Below are 18,072 nucleotides of genomic sequence, written 5' to 3'. Positions count from 1 at the left end.
TGCCCTGCGCGTGTGTCGTGATCGGCATGCGCCGTTTTCTCCGTTCGCACGCTTTTGCAACTTTCCATTACAAAAACACGATGGAAGTTGCGGGAGCGGTATCGTATAAGTCATGCCTGTCCCGCATGACCAACAAGGAGAAAACATGTCCCTTCCAAGAACCTTCCTGATCGCGGCCCTGGTGCTGGCCGCCCACGCCCCGGTGGGCGCGCAGACGGCGCCGGCAACTAGCGGCACCCTGGTAATCGTCCCGGCGGTGGGCGAAGTGCGCGCCGCCAACGACCAGGCGACCCTCATGTTCATCGTCGAAGAGCACGACAAGGACAAGAACGCCGCCGCGGCGCGCGTGAACCGGAAGATGAAGGAGGGCACCGAGATCGTGCGCCGCCTCGATCCGAAGGCGGAACTGAAAACCCAGGGCTATTTCACCTACCCCGTGTATCCTGAGCCGCCGGTCGAACCGCTGCCTGCCGGCCGCGCGCCCCTGAAACCGGTGCCGATCGGCTGGCGCGTGGGCCAGTACCTGCAGGTAAAAACCCTGAACCTGGAGGGGCTGCCGAAAATGGCGGCGGCCGCCCAGAAAGTGCTGGCGATCGACGGCATCGAGTTCGGCCTCAGTCCGGCCAGCGAAAAAATGCTGGACGACCGGCGCATCAACGAGACCTATCGCAACCTGAACGAACGCATCGTCTCGATCGCGCGCGCCATGGGACGCCAGCCCGGCGAGGCCGTGCTCGAGACGGTGGACTTCGAGGCCTCCGGCAACTACGGCGGCGGCCGCAACGACATGGCGATGATGGCGGCACCCGAAATGAAGGCAAGGGCGCGGGGCGGGGAGATGCCGGAACCGAGCTTCGAGCCCGGCGATACGACGCTGCAGATGCGCCTGGTGGGAAAGGTGAAGTTCCGCTGAGCGGCAGGCGCATGATGCCAGTCAGTAAAGACGACGTCTTCCAGGAACGATGCACAGAACTGTAGGGGGGGCGGCTAAACCCGAACGCGTGCCCGCCCGCTGCTGGAATGCCGCCCACGCGTGCAAGCACACTATGAAACCTCGCGACGAATCGCCGGCTGGTTGAACGCGTGGGCGGCACCAGCCTTGCCGGTTCGCTAGCCGAAGGGGTGGAGCCGCCCACCCTAAAGGTCTGTGCATCATTCCCGGAAGAGTAAGCGCCGCCACATTGGCGTCGGAACGAACAAAGCATGGCGTACATGACCAGCATGGAGCAGGCGCCGGGCTTTCCTGGCCAGCCCCGGCGTCCTGGCCGCGCGCCTGGAGCGTTTCCGATGAGGTTCCAATAGTATCCGTTCGCTAACAAGCCGTTCCCGCCTCTATAATGCGGAGAACGGCGCTGTTGCGCGAACATTTGAATACGGAACTTTATGCCAGCCTTCCCACGACGCAAGAAAACCGCAGGTGCGCCCCGGACGCCACGTTTCTCCCGCCTGAGGCGCTTCGGCCGCCGCGCCGAGGACAAGCAAGGACCGCGCGGGCGCGGCATCTACCTGCTGCCGAATGCCTTCACGACCGGGGCCCTATTCTGCGGTTTCTATGCGATCGTGATGGCAATGAACCACCGCTTCGAGTACGCCTGCTGGGCCGTGTTCGTCGCCATGGTGCTCGACGGCCTCGATGGACGCATTGCGCGCCTGACCAATACCCAGTCGGAATTCGGCGCCCAGTACGACTCGCTGTCGGACATGGTCTCCTTCGGCGCCGCGCCGGCGCTGGTGATCTACGAGTGGTCGCTCAAGGGGCTGGGGAAACTCGGCTGGATCGCGGCCTTCGTCTATTGCGCGGGCGCCGCGCTGCGCCTGGCGCGCTTCAACACGAATATCGAAGTGGTCGACAAGCGCTTCTTCCAGGGCCTGCCCAGCCCGGCGTCGGCCGCGCTGGTGGTCGGCTTCATCATGATGATGATCGACCCGGACATCAACGTCAGCGCGCGCCAGGTGGACTGGGTGAGCTGGGGCATCGCCGTGTTCGCCGGCCTGACGATGGTCTCGAACGTGCCCTTCTATAGCTTCAAGGACGTCAACTTCAAGAAGTCGGTGCCCTTCATCGTCGTGTTCCTGATCGCGCTGGGCTTCGCGCTGGTGGCGATCGATCCGCCGAAGGTGCTGTGGCCGATCTTCGTCGTCTATGGCCTGTCGGGCTATGTCGTGTTCGTGCTGCAGCGGGCGCGCGGCAAGAAAGTATCGATCATCCCGACCGACGACGAGCCGGTTGCGTAAATGCCGCGCCGCTCCCGGTGGAGCGGCGCGTTTGCTAGTTCCGTAGCGGCGGACGCCGGGTCGAGGGCGGGGGCGCGTCGTTCCATTTCTGGGACCTTGCCGGCTGTTCGCTTTCCTCGCAGCTGGTGATTTTCGGCTTCAGGCCGCGGCTCATCGAATCGATGCCGTCCGGTGCATGGTGCGATTCGTAGGTGACGCAATAGGTACCCGCGGCGCCCACCACGCGGTAGCGCTTGCGCCCATAGCCGCCCGGGTCGAGGATTTCCTCGGTTTTCGCTGCCTGGTACCAGCGGTTCGGCGCCAGCTCGGCAGCCCGGGCAATCCCTCGTTCCAGCTTCATCTGCTTCGTCTCGATCGGCGCTTCGATGCCGCGCCGCGGGCGTTCGCTACGCAGGTCGCGGTCGATGTCACCCACGGCGGCGCGTGCCCTGTCGAGGACGCTGCCGCCCGGCGCGGTGGGCGCCACCGGTTCTGGCGCTGCTGGCGGGGGTAGCGCGGACGCCGCCGACGTGTCTGGCGCGATCGCAACCGGCTGCGGGTCTTCCTGTAGCGGGCGTGTTCGCGGCTGCGGGCCTCGCCCGCCCCTGGACCGTCGAGGGCGAGGCGGGCAGGGCAGGGGTGCGCTGCACGCTCTGGTCACGCAGCGGCGCCGGTATCAGGCGCAGCAGCATGGCGGTCTCCGCCCTGTTCTCATGGACGCGGGGTGGCTTCGACAGTTGCCAGAGCGAGATCAGCAGGCCATGGACAGCCAGCGAGACGCCGATGCCGGCCAGGTAGCGCTGTTTTTGCGGCGATGGGTGTGCCAGGTTCATGGCACGGCAGTATACGTGCCGTTGTTGCCCTTTAGATCATGCATATGTAAAAAATTGCATAGAGCAAGAACCTTGGCTCACCACATGTTCCTGTCGCGCACTTCGAACAACGGGTCCGGGCCGTTGAGCATTTGCTGCACCACGCCGTGCGCGTCGAAGTGCACGTGCATCAGCGAATTCCATACGCCCGCCTCGCGGTAGCGGTAGGACCACACTTCGTAGTCGTGCGAGGCCACGCGCGAATGCTCCGCGGGGCGCCCGACAGTGCGTAGCACCTCGTCCTTGGTGGCCTTGCCGATCCTGATGGCCGCGAACTTCTCGCCAGTGAGCACCTGTTCATAGGACTGCAGCCGGCCGTCGGCGCCGATGCGCGCCATCCAGGTGAACTGGCCCATCGGTCCGGTGGCGTATTCGAACAGCTGGCCATCGGGCAGCGGATACACGTTGGTCGGCTGCCCCATCTTCGCGGTGACGCTGGCGACCGGATCGCCCACGGCCGGTGCCTGGCGGAAGAGCGGCGCGCTGCAGCCGCCCAGGGCCAACGCGCCGCATAGTATTGCCATTCTTGTCAGGTTCTGCATGAAACGCCCCCGAAAACACATCGACAACCCAGGATGCGGCCGCCAACCCTTCGCAAAGGCTGGTGGCGCCCACCGTTTTCGCATATACTGGCGGGTCTGTCCGCAAGGGCAGGTTTTTTTAACATAATCACGGTGCGCTGGGTTCCGACTCTTGCACCGCATGTGAAAGGTAACATCATGACCGTAGAAAACATCAACAAGTCCGCGATCATCGCGGATAACGCACGTGCCCAGAACGATACCGGTTCGCCGGAAGTCCAGGTCGCACTGCTGACCGCACGCATCAACGAACTGAACGGCCACTTCAAGGCCCACCAGAAAGACCACCACTCGCGCCGCGGCCTGATCATGATGGTCAACCGTCGTAAGAGCCTGCTGGCTTACCTGAAGCGTAAGGATGCAAATCGTTACCGTGACCTGATCGCCAAACTCGGCCTGCGTAAGTAATTTTTGCGCCAGACGGTTTAGTCAAAGAAATGCCTGCGTCAGTTTGACTGTCGCGGGCATTTTTTGTTTGCGCGTTTGTTGTTTTTGTAAGGCAATAAGCGGCCTGCGAGGCGCCCTTGGCGGGAACTTCGTTGGCCGTGCGTGGTGAGAGGTGAACGACAGCCCCTGAAAATCTGTCGGCAAATAGAAAGGGATTACCCATGTTTAATAAAGTTACGAAAACCTTCCAGTACGGCCAACATACCGTCACCCTGGAAACTGGTGAAATCGCCCGTCAGGCAAGCGGCGCCGTCATGGTGTCCGTCGAAGACACCGTCGTGCTCGCTACCGTCGTCGCGAAGAAAGACGCGAAGCCAGGCCAGGACTTCTTCCCGCTGACCGTCGATTACATCGAGAAAACGTACGCTGCCGGTAAAATCCCGGGCGGTTTCTTCAAGCGCGAAGGCCGTCCTTCCGAAAAGGAAACCCTCACCTCGCGCCTGATCGACCGTCCGATCCGTCCGCTGTTCCCGGAAGGCTACCTGAACGAAGTCCAGGTCATCATCCACGTACTGTCGGTCAATCCTGAAATCGATCCGGACATCCCTGCGATGATCGGTGCCTCGGCCGCCCTGTGCGTCGCCGGCATCCCGTTCAATGGCCCGATCGGCGCCGCCCGCGTCGGCTACGCCAACGGCCAGTACATCCTGAACCCGAGCACCACCCAGCTCAAGACCTCGCAGATGGACCTCGTCGTCGCCGGTACCGAAACGGCCGTGCTGATGGTCGAATCCGAAGCGCAGCAGCTGTCCGAAGAAGTCATGCTGGGCGCGGTCGTCTTCGGCCACGAGCAGATGCGCGCCGTCATCGACGCCATCCACGCCCTGGTCGAAGAAGGCGGCAAGCCGGAAGTCGAGTGGAGCGCACCAGCCAAGAACGAAACCCTGATCGGCCAGGTGGCCCAGCTGGCCTCGGAAAAGATCCGCGACGCCTACCAGACCCGCGAAAAGTCGGCGCGCCAGCAGAAGCTCAAATCGCTGTCGTCGGAAGTCATGGCCCAGCTGGCCGAGCAGGGCGTCAGCGCCGATGCGGCCGAAGTCGGCAACATCCTGTTCGACATGGAAGCCAAGGTCGTGCGTTCGCAGATCCTGGACGGCGAGCCACGCATCGACGGCCGCGACACCCGCACCGTGCGTCCGATCGCTATCCGTACCGGCGTGCTGCCGCGTACCCACGGTTCGGCCCTGTTCACCCGCGGCGAAACCCAGGCGCTGGTCATCGCCACCCTCGGCACCGCCCGCGACAGCCAGAAGATCGACGCGCTGATGGGCGAGTACACCGACGACTTCATGATGCACTACAACATGCCTCCGTTCGCCACCGGCGAAACCGGCCGTGTGGGCACCCCGAAGCGCCGCGAAATCGGCCACGGCCGCCTGGCCAAGCGCGCACTCGTTGCAGCGCTGCCATCGCCTGAAGAGTTCAGCTATTCGGTGCGCCTGGTGTCGGAAATCACCGAATCGAACGGTTCCTCGTCGATGGCATCGGTCTGCGGCGGCTGCCTGGCACTGATGGACGCCGGCGTGCCGATGAAGGCGCACGTCGCCGGCATCGCCATGGGCCTGATCAAGGAAGGCGGCAAGTTCGCCGTCCTGACCGACATCCTGGGTGACGAAGACCACCTGGGCGACATGGACTTCAAGGTCGCCGGTACCACCGCGGGCATCACCGCCCTGCAGATGGACATCAAGATCATGGGCATCACCAAGGAGATCATGCAGGTGGCGCTGGCGCAAGCCAAGGAAGCCCGCCAGCACATCCTGGTCGAGATGCAGAAGGCCGTGCCGAGCGTGAAGACCGAACTGTCGGACTTCGCACCACGCCTGATCACGATCAAGATCAACCCGGACAAGATCCGTGACGTCATCGGCAAGGGCGGCGCCGTCATCCGCGCGCTGACCGAAGAGACCGGCACCCAGATCGACATCACCGACGAAGGCGTCGTGACCATCGCGTCCGTCGACGCTGCCGCCGGCCAGGAAGCCAAGCGCCGCATCGAAGAACTGACCGCATCGGTCGAAGTGGGCAAGACCTACGACGGCACCGTGCTGAAACTGCTGGACTTCGGCGCCATCGTGCAGGTCATGCCTGGCAAGGACGGCCTGCTGCACATCTCGCAGATCGCCAACGAGCGTGTGAACGCCGTCGCCGACTACCTCAAGGAAGGCCAGCAAGTGCGCGTGAAGGTCCTCGAGACCGACGAGCGCGGCCGCCTGAAGCTGTCGATGAAGGCTGCCGATCCTGTGGAAGGCGCGGCGCAGTAACCAGTCTTCGCAAGCGGTGCTGCCGCTGTTGAAACCAAAAACCGCCAGTGCGTGAGCCTGGCGGTTTTTTGTTTTTGCCATGCTTCGATGGACGGCGGTGCGGCAAGCCACTAGACTGCCGGGCTATCGTCATTTCGGAGCACGCCGTGGGAATCCTGGACTTTTTCAAGCGCAAACCAACTCCCGCCGCATTCGCGGACATCGTCATGAAGGAAGCCAGGAAGCGCGGATTCGACGGCCCCATGGAGTTCGACGAAGCGAATTTCCGCATCCTCATGGGCAGCGATAACGTCGTCAACCTGCACAATTACTATCACGACTACTGCCAGGCAAGCCGTGCCGGACGGGCGAACGTGATGGCCAAGTATGCCAATCTGTTCGTTCGTAACGAGATTCCCGCATCCTTCGCCGCGGCCCGGCGCAACCTGCTGCCGGTACTGCGCACGCGCGCCTTTCAGCAGGCGGCCGGCCTCGGACCTGCGCCCCCACGCGGCGGCGCCGAGGGCGGCTTTGCCACGACCGCCTTCAGCGACGATACGGTGCTGATGCTGGCCTACGACAGCGAACACGTCACGCACGTGCTCGGCGCCGGGCAGCTCGTCGAATGGGGTGTGGCGGTCGCCGAGGCGAACGCGGTTGCGCTCGATAACCTGCGCGACCTCGGCGCCGAGAAATTCGTCCAGATATCGCCGGCCCTGTTCGCCAGCGACTGGAACGATGCCTACGACTCGTCCAGGCTGCTGCTGCCCGACCTCGTGCACCGCGTGGCCGGCACGCAGCCGGTGGCGATGATTCCCACGCGCGGGCGCATGCTGCTTTCGGCCTCGCGCACGAAAGAGGACCTGCTCGAGCTGGTGCGCTGCGCCGGCATGGCGATCGACGATGAAGGACGGCGCGTGTCGACGGTGATGTACGCGTTCATCGATGGCCGCGCCGAGCGCTTCGTGCCCGAGGACGAGGAGGTCGCGCGCGCCCTGGATGACCTGCGGCGCAAGGCGCTGCAGGAAGACTATGCCGACCAGAAGCACCTGCTCGACCAGCACTACGAGAAGGAGGGCGTCGACCTGTTCGTGGCGAGCTACATGCTCTACAAGGGCGACGACGAACGCCTGTTCAGCGTAACGGTCTGGACCGAGGGAGTGGAGACGCTGCTGCCTTGCGCCGACCGGGTCGCGTTCGGGCGCCTGGACGAGGGGGGCAAGGGCCACCACGCCGGCATCGTGGGCTGGGAGCAGGTCGTGGCAGCGGCAGGGCACCTGATGACGCCGGAGCCGGACACCTATCCAGTGCGCTACCGCGTGTCGCGCTTCCCGGAGCTGGCCAGCCTGGGCCTGTGACAAAGGGCTGCGCCGAACCCGGCTTTACAAGGAACCGCCGAGGCGCGAGCCCGGCGTTTTTTTCATGCCCGCCGCATGGCGCGCTACCCGCGCACGGCTGAAGTGTCACGTGAATCCAGGGCAAGAAGTGTTATAGTTAATAATTCTTTAATCTGGAACTGCTCGTGTGCGATTCGGGCAGCACTCCCTCTACCGACGACGCAAGGAACGAATCGATGACCACGAAGGACAACGCCGCCCGCATCAGCCAGCTCATCTCCGAACACGAAGCCGAGATCGGTTCGCAGTGGATTGCACAGCTGGAAGCGCTGACCATGCGCGGCAGCGCCAGCGCGAAGGAGCAGCTGCGTACCCATTGCCAGCAGTTCCTGTCGGTGTTCGCCCAGGCGACCCGTGCCGGCGAGCTGGAAAACATCGAGCACCGTTCGTGGGATGAAGCGCGCGACCTGCTGGCCGAGATTTCGTCGAACCGTGCCAAGACCGGTTCCACGCCGAGCGAAACGGCGACCTTCGTCTTTTCGCTGAAGCAGGCGCTGTTCAGCCAGATGGCTGCCGGCCTGGGCGACGACGCCGGCGCGCTGGCCGCCGCATCCTGGTCGATCAGCATGCTGCTCGACAAGCTCGGCCTGTACACGATCGAGGTGTTCCAGAAGGCCAAGGACCAGATCATCGTGCGCCAGCAGCAGGAGCTGCTGGAACTGTCGACCCCGGTCGTCAAGCTGTGGAACGGCATCCTGGCGCTGCCGCTGATTGGCACGCTCGACTCGGCCCGTACCCAGGTGGTGATGGAAAACATCCTGCAAAAGATCGTCGACACCGGCGCCGTGATCGCCATCATCGACATCACCGGCGTGCCGATGGTCGACACCCTGGTTGCCCAGCACCTGATGAAAACCATCGCCGCCGCGCGCCTGATGGGCGCCGACTGCATCATCAGCGGCATCCGTCCGCAGATCGCGCAGACCATCGTGCACCTGGGCGTGAACCTGGAAGACGTGGTCACCAAGGCGACCCTGGCCGACGCGTTCCTGGTAGCGCTCGAGCGTACCGGCACCTCGGTTGTCGTCACCAACAAGCACTGATCGAAGCGGAACGACATGGAACGCATTCCTATCCTGAGGATGGGCGACCTGCTCTTGGTCACCATCCAGGTCGACATGCACGACCGCCTGGCGATGACCTTGCAGGACGACCTGACCGAGCGTATCGTGCGCGATGGCGCCAAGGGTGTGCTGATCGACATCTCGGCACTCGACCTGGTCGATTCCTTCATCGGACGCATGATCAGCAATACCGCGGCCATGGCCCGCGTGCTCGACGCGCGGACCGTCGTCGTCGGCATGCAGCCGGCGGTGGCCATCACCCTGGTCGAGCTGGGGCTGACCTTGCACGGCGTGAAAACCGCCTTGAACGTCGAGAAAGGCATGGCCCTGCTCGGAAAGAACCTGAATAGATGAGTTCAGCGACTGATTCCGCAGTTGCGTTCGACACCCACTTGCTCGACCATCATGCGCGCTACCGCGTCGAGCGTGCGAGCCTGCCGCTGCGTGGCGACGAGGACGTCGTCGGGCTGCGCAGGCACGTGCGCGAACGCGCCGTCGCCATCGGCCTGTCGCTGGTCGACCAGACCAAGCTGATCACCGCGGCAAGCGAACTGGCCCGTAACGTCATCAAGTATGGCGGCGGCGGGGGCCGTCCACCTCGACAAGCTCGTCGACGGCCTGCGTAGCGGTGTCGGCCTCGTGTTCGTCGATGCCGGCCCCGGCATCCCCGACCTCGACCTGGCGCTGCGCGACGGCTACACCACCGGCGGCGGCCTGGGCCTGGGACTGGGCGGCTCGAAGCGCCTGGTCGACGAATTCGCCATCGACACCCGCACGGGAGAGGGAACCGCGATCGCGGTCGTGAAATGGAAACGCTGATTACTTCGCGCGACACCCAGCTGAGCTTCCCTGTGGTGCACGCCAGCGACATTGCGGCGGCGCGCCGCGCCGGCCAGAGGCTGGCCACGAACCTCGGTTTCAGCGAGACCCGGGCCGGCGCGCTGGCGCTGATCGTCACCGAAGCCGGCACCAACCTGCTCAAGCATGCGGGCGAGGGCACGCTCTACCTGAACGTGGCGCAGTCCGAAGGCGTGCCCGGTGTCGACGTGCTCGCTGTCGATAACGGCCCCGGCATCGCCGACCTCGATGCCTGCCTGCGCGACGGCATGTCGACGGCGGGCACGGCAGGCACCGGCCTGGGCGCGCTCGGACGCCTGTCCGACGAGTTCGACGTCTGGTCCGTGCCCGGCAACGGGGCCCTGTTCTTCATGCGCCTGTGGCGCGACGAGGCCGGTCCCGGGCTGTGCCGGGTCGATGTCGGCGCCCTGACCGTGCCGCTGGCCGGCGAAGACGAGTGCGGCGATGGCTGGGGCGTATCCTGCGGCCCGACCGGCGCCACCCTGCTCGCCGCCGATGGCCTCGGCCATGGGCCGGACGCGGCCGCGGCTTCCCGGGCCGCGCTGGCGGAACTGGCGCACCGTCCGCAATCGGAACCGGGGGCCCTGGTCGAGGCCGCGCACCATGCGTTGCGTGTCACGCGCGGCGCCGCGCTGGCGGCCGCCCGCATCGATTTCGAACATGACACCATCCGCTTTGCCGGCGTGGGCAATATCGGCGCCTATGTGATCGACGGCGACAGCCGCCGTGCGCTGGTCTCGCACAACGGCATCGTCGGCCACAACATGCGCAAGGTGCAGGAGTTTTCGGTGCCATGCCCGCCGGGCGCCCTGTGCATCCTGCACTCGGATGGCATCCAGACCCAGTGGGACCTGGACAAATACCCGGGCCTGCTCGCGCGCAGTCCGGCGCTGGTGGCCGCGGTGCTGATGCGCGACTTCATCCGCCGCCGCGACGATGCCATGGTGCTCGTCGTGCGCCGCCGCGCGAGGCGCGCATGAGCCAGCGCATCCTCGTCGTGGCGGTCGAACGCGACATGGACGTGGTGCTGGTGCGCCAGCGCGCACGCCAGGTGTCGATGGTGCTCGGTTTCACCAAGCAGGACCAGGTGCGCATCGCCACCGCGGTGTCGGAAGTGGCGCGCGCGGCTTGCCACGGCGGGGCGGCGGCACGGGTCACGTTTGCCCTGCTGGACGAGCACGCGCGCCAGCAGCTCGAGGTGACGGTGTCGGCTTCGTGCGTCCCGCCGCCCTATAGCGAAGCGGCCGCGCTCGCCGATGCCGCGGTGGTGACGGCGCACCGCCTGATGGACGCCTGTTCCGGTGGCGGCGCGGACGAGCCGGCGATACGGATGCGCAAGACGCTGCCGCCCCAGCAAGCTGTGGGCGCGGCGCGGCTGGCGCAAATCGCCGCCGAGCTGGCGGCGACGCCGGTTGCCAACTCGTTCGGGGAAGTGCAGCAGCAGAACCGCGAGCTGGTCGAGACCCTGGCCGAACTGCGCGAGCGCCAGGAAGACCTGCTTTCGCTCACGCGCGAACTCGAAGACACCAACCGCGGCATCGTCGCGCTGTATGCCGAGATCGAGGACAAGGCCGAGCGCCTGCGCCGCGCCGACGAGATGAAGTCGCGCTTCCTGTCCAATACCAGCCACGAGCTGCGCACGCCGCTGTCGTCGATCCGGGCACTGTCCAAGCTCCTGCTCGACCGCATGGACGGCGAGCTCACGCCCGAGCAGGAACGCCAGGTGCTGTTCATCGAACGCACCGCCACCGAGATGTCGGAGATGGTCAACGACCTGCTCGACCTGGCCAAGATCGAAGCGGGCCGGGTGGAAGCCCAGCCGGCGCCGGTGGTGGTCGACAACCTGTTCCGCGCCCTGCGCGGGATGATGCGCCCGCTGGTCGATGCCGAACGCGTCGAGCTGGTGTTCGACAACGGCGGCATCGACACGCCGTTCGACTCCGACGAAGGCATGCTGTCCCAGATCCTGCGCAACTTCATCTCGAACGCGCTGAAGTTCACCGAGCGCGGCTCGGTGCGCGTGGTTGCCAGCGCCGACGAGGCGCCCGGTACGATCACCTTTGCCGTGACCGACACCGGCATCGGCATCGATGCCGAACACCTGCAGCTGATCTTCGAGGAATTCACTCAGGTGGAAAATCCCCTGCAGCGGCGCAGCAAGGGCACGGGCCTGGGCCTGCCGCTGTGCCGGCGTTTGGCCGAACTGCTGGGCGGGCGCGTCGACGTCACCAGCCGTCCCGGCGTCGGCTCGACCTTCACGCTGACGCTGCCGCGTCGCTTCCCCCATCCGCCGCACCTCGATTCCTGAGCCGCGCCCGACAAAGCCGAACCATGACTGTCAATCCACTCATCCTCAACGTCGACGACAACGACGGCGCCCGCTACGCCAAGACACGCATCCTTCAAAGTGCCGGTTTCCGGGTGCTCGAGGCGTCCAGCGGCACCGACGCGCTGGCGATGGTGCGCGAGGAAGACCCGGCGCTGGTGCTGCTGGACGTCAAACTCCCCGACATCAACGGCATCGAGGTGTGCCGGCGCATCAAGGCCGATCCCGACACCAACTGCGTGCTGGTGCTGCAGACCTCCGCCGCGCTGACCGGGCGCGCCGACAAGATCCGCGGCCTGGAAGGGGGCGCCGACAACTACCTGGCCGCGCCCATCGAAGCCGACGAGCTGATCGCCAACGTCAACGCGCTGCTGCGCATGCGCCAGACCCAGGACGAGCTGCGCGAGAGCGAGGAGCGGTTTCGCCAGCTGACGGACAACATCGAGGACGTGTTCTGGATGTTCTCGGCGCCGGACGGCGCGCTCGGGATGTCAGCCCGACCACGCCGCCATCTGGGGCCGCAGCGTCGACTCGCTGCGGCGCCAGCATGCCAGCTGGCTCGACGCCGTCCACCCGGACGACCGCGCCCGCATGCAGGGGCGCTGGGCCGCGCTGGCGACCCAGCCGCACTACGACGAGGAATTCCGCCTCGTGCTGCCCGACGGCGCCACACGCTGGGTGCGCGACCGCCTGTTCGCGGTGCGTAACTTCCGTGGCGAGGTCTATCGCGTGGCCCGCGTCACCAGCGACATCTCGGCGCGCCGCGAAATGGAAGCGCTGCTGCGCGCGGCCGACGCCAACAAGAACCAGTTCCTCGCCACGCTGGCGCACGAGCTGCGCAATCCCCTGAGCCCGATCCGCAACGCGGCCGCGCTGCTGGGCGTGACGGCCGACAGCGGATCCGAGCGCCAGGCGCGGGCGCGCGAAGTCATCCTGCGCCAGGTCGACCACCTGGCGCACCTGGTGGACGACCTGCTCGACGTCGCCCGCATCTCGGAAGGCAAGATCGTGCTGCGCCGCGAAGAGGTCAACCTGGGCGCCGTCATCGCCCAGGCGATCGAGACCGCCGCGCCCCTGATCGGCGCGCGCGAGCACCATCTCCGGTACAGCAGCCGGATTGCCGGTGTGGATCGCGGGCGACCCGGTGCGCCTGGCGCAATCGGTGGGCAACCTGCTGCACAATGCCGCCAAGTTCACGCCCAAGGGCGGCGAGATCGGCCTGGCAGTCACCCGGACGGCGACAGTGTGCGCATCGACGTGCGCGACAATGGCATCGGCATCGCCGAGGACAACCTGCCGCGCATCTTCGGCATGTTCGCGCAGGCGGCGGTGCCGCCGGACCGCGCACCCGAAGGCCTGGGCATCGGCCTGTCGCTGGTATCGCGCCTGCTCGAGATGCATGGCGGCGAACTGCGCGCCGAAAGCCCCGGCATCGGGATGGGCAGCACCTTCACGGCCGAACTGCCGGTGCTGCGCACCAGCCGCAACGACTGCGCCGACAGCGAGGCGCAACCGGAAACGGGCAGCGCCGCCGGCCTGCGCGTGCTGCTGGTCGACGACAATGTCGACGCGATGGAGATGATGGGCTTCCTGCTGGCCGAGATGGGGCACGAAACCTGGACCACCTTCGACGCCGGACCGCATCGAGGCGATGGCGCTCGAGCACAAGCCGCAGGTGATCGTGCTCGACATCGGCCTGCCCGGCGCCGACGGCTACGAGCTGGCGCGCATGCTGAAGCAGCATCCGCAGCTGCGCCATATCCGCCTGGTCGCGCACACCGGCTACGGCTCGCCCGAAGACCGCCGCCGCGCGCTGGAGGCGGGCTTCGATGCGCACCTGGTCAAGCCGGCCGAGCTGGAAGACCTGGAAAGGCGCTGCGCGGCTAGCGCGCCTGGCCGCCCCTTGCTCTGAAGCTGTTCCCAGACGCTTGGGTGGATGGGGGCAAGCGAGGGCGGCCATGTCGCCTTTGTTCTATATTGCCTTGCTGACACGGTTAGAATGGCTTCATGCGCCATCCGACCGCTTTCCACGCCGCCCGTCCGAGCCTGCGCTCACCAGTCACCCGCATCTGGCTGCCCGGCGCCGGCGCGGCCGGCTTCGTCTATGCCTTCATCGCCCGCGATGCGCGCGGCTGTGACCTGGAAGGGGCGGCGCGCCTGAACCGCTTTCCGGCCGGCGCCTACTGTTCGATCAACTGGTTCCTTGACGGCCGCGTCGACATCGTCGCGCATGGCGGCGATACCGTGCGCCGGCCGGTCGCGCGCTGCGCGGTCGGCGGTTGCCAGACGGCGCCTTTCGCCAGCGAGAACGAGGGAGACGTGCACGCCTTCATCGCCATGTTCTACCCGGATGCCTTTCATGCGCTGTTCGGGGTCGACCTCGCGGCGCTGCAGAACCGTTTCGTCGACGCCCTCGAGGTGCTGCCCGTGCATGCCCGGCACTGCTTGACGCCGTATTCGCGGCGGGCGACGACGACGCGCGCCGCCGCGCCATCGAGGACTTCGTCGCCCGCCACGGCCAGGCCGCGGCGCTGCCGGTCTGGACGCGCATGCGCCGCCTCGGCGGCCGGCTCACGCTGGCGCTGGCCAGCAAACTCCTTGGGGTAGGCCCGCGCCAGCTGCAGCGGGTGGCGCTGCGCCAGGCCGGCGCCAGCCTCCAGACCACGTTGCGCCTGTGGCGTGGCCAGCGCAGCTTCCTGCTTGCGCAACGCGCCTACTTCGCCGGGCGCAAGGTCGACATGGCCGACCACGCGCTCGCCAACGACTACGCGGACCAGTCGCACATGGTCCGCGATTGCAAGGCCCAGACCGGACGCACGCCGATGCAGCTCGCGCGCGACGTCGCGCTGGAAGAAGCCGACTGGATCTACCGACTGGAGCTCCCCTTGATGAAGACACACCTGACGACCCGCTTGACGACACCCCCGACGACACGGCCCCCGGCCCGCGTGACCACGCCTTCGGCATGCGCAGCCTGCGCCGCATGGGCCGCGACTTCCTCGGCTTCTGGCGCGATGAGCATGCGCGCCATGGCGACGCCGTGTACGTGAAGTTGGGCCACATTCCCTATTACTCGTTCCGGCATCCGGACCAGATCCGCGCGGTGCTGGTCGAGGAGGCGGACGCCTTCGTGCGCTGGGAACGTCACGTCGAGATCCTGGCCCAGCTGCACGGCCAGAGCGTGCTCGTCTCCGAGGGAGAAGAGTGGCGCCGGCAGCGCCGCATGCTGCAGCCGGCTTTCAATCCGCGGCGCTTCGATGCCTACGCGGGACGGATGACGGACGGTATCGCGGGCACACTCGATGCGCTGCCCGGCGGCGCGGTCGACTTCGAGCACACGATGAACATGCTGGCCGCGGACGTCATCCTGCGCACGATGTTCAGCGCCCGCTTTGCCGACGCGGACCACGGCATCGGTACGCGCGAAGTCGAGCGCGCCGTGCGCACGCTGGTCGATGCCGGCTACCGCGAGATGTTCCCTGCCCTTCGCCTTGCCCGGCTGGCTGCCTTACCCGGGACGCAACGAGAAGCGCGCGGCGCTGGCCCTGCTGGACGACCTGGTGCGTGCCCACATCGGGCGCCGCCGCGCCGCGCCGGACCTGGGCGACGACCTGCTCGGCATGCTGCTGGCGGCAAGCGACGAGGAAGGGGAGGGAGAGGAGCGCGGTGCCATGCTCGGCGACGATGGCGTGCGCGACCAGCTGATGACGACCTTCCTGGCCGGCCACGAGACCACGGCGGCGGCGCTGACCCGGGCCGGCTGGGCGCTGGCCGCGCATCCCGACGTGGCGGCGCGTGCCACGGAGGAAGTCGACCGGGTGCTCGGCAATCGCGTGCCCGGTTACCAGGATGTTGCGGAACTGCCCTGTCTCGGCAGCGTCGTGAAGGAAGTGATGCGCCTGTATTCGCCCTCGCCAGGCGTGCTGGCGCGCCGCGCCACGCGCGACGTCCGCATCGGCGACTGGCTGGTGCCGCAGGGGAGTGGTCTCGATCCTGTCGGTGCTGCCGCATCACGACGCGCGCTGGTTTACGCAACCGGAGCACTTCGACCCCGACCGCTTTCCTGGCGAGGCGGCGAAAGGCATTCCGCGCGGCGCCTACCTGCCCTTCGGTACCGGCCCGCGCGTCTGCATCGGCAGCAGCTTCGCCACGGTCGAGATGACGCTGGCGCTGGCCATGCTGCTGCAGCGCTTCACCCTGCGCCCGGCGCCGGGCCAGGATGTCCCGGTGCCGCGCATGGGCGTGACGATGCGGCCGGCCGGCGGGCTGCGCCTGCTGCTGGAACGGCGCGTGTCGAGCGGGCAGCCGGCAGCGGTGCCAGTTCGCGCTGCCGCAGCGGGCGCAGGGGGCCTGTCCTTTCCACGCCGCCCTCATGAACGGCCTGCGCCGCGTCCATCGCGGCAGCGCCATCGTGCTGGCGCTGTATGCGCTGGTGCACCTGGCGAACCATCTCGCCGCGCTGGACGGCGTCGCCAGCCACATCGCCTTCATGGACGCGGTGCGTGGCCTGACCCGGGTGCCGGCCGTCGAAGCGCTGCTGCTGGCCTGCGTGCTGGTGCAGGTGGGGACGGGCCTGGCATTCCTGCTGCGCCGCCGCGGCGGGCCGATGCCGCCCTTCCTGCGCATGCAGGCGGTTTCGGGCGCCTACCTGGCCTTCTTCCTGCTGGTGCATGTGTCCTCGGTCCTGGCGGGGCGCTTCGTGTTCAAGCTCGATACCAACTTCCATTACGCCGCGGCCGGCCTGCACCTGGCGCCTTTCCATTTTTTCTTCGTGCCCTACTATGGCCTGGCGGTGCTGGCGCTGTTCGTCCACCTGGCCGGCGCGCTGCACCTGCTGGTGCGCGGGCGCGTCGTTGCCGCAACGCGCGTACGCATGGGACAGGCCGGCGCCGTGCTGGGCCTTGTCGTGGCCGGACTGATCCTGGCGGCCTTTGGCGGCCTGCTGTATCCGGTCGTCATCCCCGACGCTTACCTGGACAACCTGCGCGGCTTCCTGCCCTGAGGACGCGCAGCCCGCCGGGAGCGCGGCCGTGAACTTTCGGCCGGCGCCCGGCTCTTAAGCGAACGGGCCCGCGGATTGCCATGGCCCGCAACGACCAGGGGACCGTCATGGCAGACGCAGGCAGGAACAGCACGCCGCTCGTGCTCGCATCGGCGCAGCTGCGCCGCAATTCCGCGGCCGAGGTGGTGCAGGCCAAGGCGCCCTGGCGCGAAGCGGTGCTCGAAGGCTACCGGCGCCGCAACACCACGCTCGACGCGCTGTTCTACGACATCGGCGTGATCACGCCTGCCGAGGCGGCTGCCGTCGCGCCCTGGCTGGCGCGCGAGGGGAGCGCTCCTGATCGTGCCACCATCGCAGGCCGGGCGTCTGCGCATCTGTCCCGATATCGAGGACTTCGCCGCCAGCGGCGGAACCGGCATGCGCATCCTCGCGGTGGCCGGCGTCGGCAGTTCGGCGCTGGGAACGGCGGCGTTCGCGCGCAACGTGGCCGACGCGTTCGGCGAGCCGGTGGCGGCGCTGGTATCCGGCTACGGCCTGGCCGACATGCTCGCCGAAGCGGCGGGCGGCTGGTACTGGTTCGGCACGCTCAACCGCGTGCGCCATCTGTTCGAGCAGTTCGACGACCTGACGCGCGGCACCGCCTTCGAGATCACCCATCCGCGGCCCTTCAACCTGGCGCGTACCAGCCTGGACACGCGCACACTGTGCCAGCTGCTGGCCGACCGGCGTTTCCGCTTCGCCCTCCTGACCGGGCATTCGAAGGGCAACCTGGTGATTTCGGAAGCGCTGTATGCGCTCCAGGGCACAGGGATGGACGGCGACCTGGCCGAGACCGCGATCGTCACGATCTCGGCGGCCATTGCCATGCCGCCGCGCTACCGCCGCATCATCGACGTGATGGGAGAACTCGACTGGTTCGGCGCGATGAATTCGGACCCGGCGATCACCGTGGAGGTGCGCCCGGCGCAAGCCTGGCACCATACGAACACCGACCTGGCCTGCCATTTGCCGGTGCGGACAGTGCTTGCCGGTTTGCGCGGGCGGCCAGCGCTGGCGATGCTGCAGTAG

The 18,072-nt window shown here is 66.9% G+C and carries 17 protein-coding genes and 6 pseudogenes; 20 read left to right on the top strand and 3 right to left on the bottom strand.

Annotated features, from left to right (window positions below; genetic code table 11):
* Window positions 1-145: 145 nt before the first annotated feature.
* Together G4G28_RS16880 and pssA are read left to right on the top strand one after the other, a co-directional pair.
* Window positions 146-913: an SIMPL domain-containing protein gene (locus G4G28_RS16880; RefSeq protein WP_182989149.1), complete on the top strand. Its 768-nt coding sequence runs from the start codon at window positions 146-148 to the stop codon at window positions 911-913.
* A 470-nt stretch (window positions 914-1,383) separates the two neighbouring features.
* On the top strand, window positions 1,384-2,235 hold the full coding sequence (pssA, locus tag G4G28_RS16875) for a CDP-diacylglycerol--serine O-phosphatidyltransferase (RefSeq protein WP_182989148.1): 852 nt from the start codon (window positions 1,384-1,386) through the stop codon (window positions 2,233-2,235).
* A gap of 34 nt (window positions 2,236-2,269) precedes the next feature.
* On the opposite strand, the gene G4G28_RS16870 is transcribed toward pssA, so the two are convergent.
* The 3 genes from G4G28_RS16870 to G4G28_RS16860 form a co-directional block, all read right to left on the bottom strand.
* A complete protein-coding gene (locus tag G4G28_RS16870) occupies window positions 2,270-2,650 on the bottom strand; it encodes a hypothetical protein (protein ID WP_183107618.1) in 381 nt (126 codons plus the stop codon).
* Complete coding sequence (locus G4G28_RS16865) at window positions 2,643-3,047, bottom strand: hypothetical protein (RefSeq protein WP_183107617.1); 405 nt, start codon at window positions 3,045-3,047, stop codon at window positions 2,643-2,645. The genes G4G28_RS16870 and G4G28_RS16865 overlap by 8 nt, the downstream gene beginning before the upstream one ends.
* Before the next feature lie 77 nt (window positions 3,048-3,124).
* Window positions 3,125-3,610, bottom strand: a complete 486-nt coding sequence (locus G4G28_RS16860) for an outer membrane protein assembly factor BamE (protein WP_229425151.1) — start codon at window positions 3,608-3,610, stop codon at window positions 3,125-3,127.
* Between the two features lie 195 nt (window positions 3,611-3,805).
* Between G4G28_RS16860 and rpsO the strand changes: the two genes are divergently transcribed.
* From rpsO to G4G28_RS16785, 18 genes and pseudogenes are all read left to right on the top strand, one after another.
* Entirely contained in the window at window positions 3,806-4,075 is a 270-nt protein-coding gene (rpsO, locus tag G4G28_RS16855) for a 30S ribosomal protein S15 (protein WP_182989145.1), read from the top strand.
* Between the two features lie 200 nt (window positions 4,076-4,275).
* Window positions 4,276-6,378: a polyribonucleotide nucleotidyltransferase gene (gene pnp, locus G4G28_RS16850; protein WP_182989144.1), complete on the top strand. Its 2,103-nt coding sequence runs from the start codon at window positions 4,276-4,278 to the stop codon at window positions 6,376-6,378.
* 146 nt (window positions 6,379-6,524) lie between these two features.
* Complete coding sequence (locus G4G28_RS16845; RefSeq protein ID WP_183107616.1) at window positions 6,525-7,715, top strand: hypothetical protein; 1,191 nt, start codon at window positions 6,525-6,527, stop codon at window positions 7,713-7,715.
* A gap of 215 nt (window positions 7,716-7,930) precedes the next feature.
* The gene (locus tag G4G28_RS16840; protein WP_182989142.1) at window positions 7,931-8,797 is read left to right on the top strand and encodes an STAS domain-containing protein; all 867 of its coding nucleotides are present in this window, start codon (window positions 7,931-7,933) and stop codon (window positions 8,795-8,797) included.
* Between the two features lie 15 nt (window positions 8,798-8,812).
* Entirely contained in the window at window positions 8,813-9,172 is a 360-nt protein-coding gene (locus tag G4G28_RS16835) for an STAS domain-containing protein (RefSeq protein ID WP_182989141.1), read from the top strand.
* A pseudogene (locus tag G4G28_RS16830) lies at window positions 9,169-9,637 on the top strand (anti-sigma regulatory factor). The gene G4G28_RS16835 and the pseudogene G4G28_RS16830 overlap by 4 nt, the downstream one beginning before the upstream one ends.
* Entirely contained in the window at window positions 9,625-10,656 is a 1,032-nt protein-coding gene (locus G4G28_RS16825) for an ATP-binding SpoIIE family protein phosphatase (RefSeq protein ID WP_183107615.1), read from the top strand. The pseudogene G4G28_RS16830 and the gene G4G28_RS16825 overlap by 13 nt, the downstream one beginning before the upstream one ends.
* On the top strand, window positions 10,653-11,984 hold the full coding sequence (locus tag G4G28_RS16820) for a sensor histidine kinase (protein ID WP_183107614.1): 1,332 nt from the start codon (window positions 10,653-10,655) through the stop codon (window positions 11,982-11,984). Before G4G28_RS16825 ends, G4G28_RS16820 begins: the two co-directional genes overlap by 4 nt.
* Before the next feature lie 23 nt (window positions 11,985-12,007).
* Window positions 12,008-12,304 (top strand): annotated as a pseudogene (locus G4G28_RS28535) (response regulator); the annotation flags it as partial.
* Between the two features lie 208 nt (window positions 12,305-12,512).
* Window positions 12,513-13,412 (top strand): annotated as a pseudogene (locus G4G28_RS28530) (histidine kinase dimerization/phospho-acceptor domain-containing protein); the annotation flags it as partial.
* A gap of 241 nt (window positions 13,413-13,653) precedes the next feature.
* Entirely contained in the window at window positions 13,654-13,914 is a 261-nt protein-coding gene (locus G4G28_RS28525) for a response regulator (protein WP_308600863.1), read from the top strand.
* A 95-nt stretch (window positions 13,915-14,009) separates the two neighbouring features.
* Entirely contained in the window at window positions 14,010-14,609 is a 600-nt protein-coding gene (locus G4G28_RS16810; RefSeq protein ID WP_183107613.1) for a DUF6597 domain-containing transcriptional factor, read from the top strand.
* A complete protein-coding gene (locus tag G4G28_RS16805) occupies window positions 14,552-15,052 on the top strand; it encodes a helix-turn-helix domain-containing protein (protein WP_183107612.1) in 501 nt (166 codons plus the stop codon). The genes G4G28_RS16810 and G4G28_RS16805 overlap by 58 nt, the downstream gene beginning before the upstream one ends.
* Window positions 14,968-15,351 (top strand): annotated as a pseudogene (locus tag G4G28_RS29395) (cytochrome P450); the annotation flags it as partial. The gene G4G28_RS16805 and the pseudogene G4G28_RS29395, both read left to right, overlap by 85 nt.
* Before the next feature lie 106 nt (window positions 15,352-15,457).
* A pseudogene (locus G4G28_RS29390) lies at window positions 15,458-15,925 on the top strand (cytochrome P450); the annotation flags it as partial.
* A gap of 58 nt (window positions 15,926-15,983) precedes the next feature.
* A pseudogene (locus G4G28_RS29385) lies at window positions 15,984-16,199 on the top strand (cytochrome P450); the annotation flags it as partial.
* Window positions 16,200-16,374: 175 nt separating this feature from the next.
* Entirely contained in the window at window positions 16,375-17,004 is a 630-nt protein-coding gene (locus G4G28_RS16790) for a hypothetical protein (protein WP_183107610.1), read from the top strand.
* Window positions 17,005-17,346: 342 nt separating this feature from the next.
* The gene (locus G4G28_RS16785) at window positions 17,347-18,072 is read left to right on the top strand and encodes a hypothetical protein (protein ID WP_202033852.1); all 726 of its coding nucleotides are present in this window, start codon (window positions 17,347-17,349) and stop codon (window positions 18,070-18,072) included.

The sequence above is a fragment of the Massilia sp. Dwa41.01b genome, from assembly GCF_014171775.1.
In the GTDB taxonomy this organism is placed as follows: domain Bacteria; phylum Pseudomonadota; class Gammaproteobacteria; order Burkholderiales; family Burkholderiaceae_D; genus Telluria.
The sequence above is the reverse complement of the archived record's forward strand: the minus strand, read 5'-3'. Positions and strand labels throughout refer to the sequence as shown.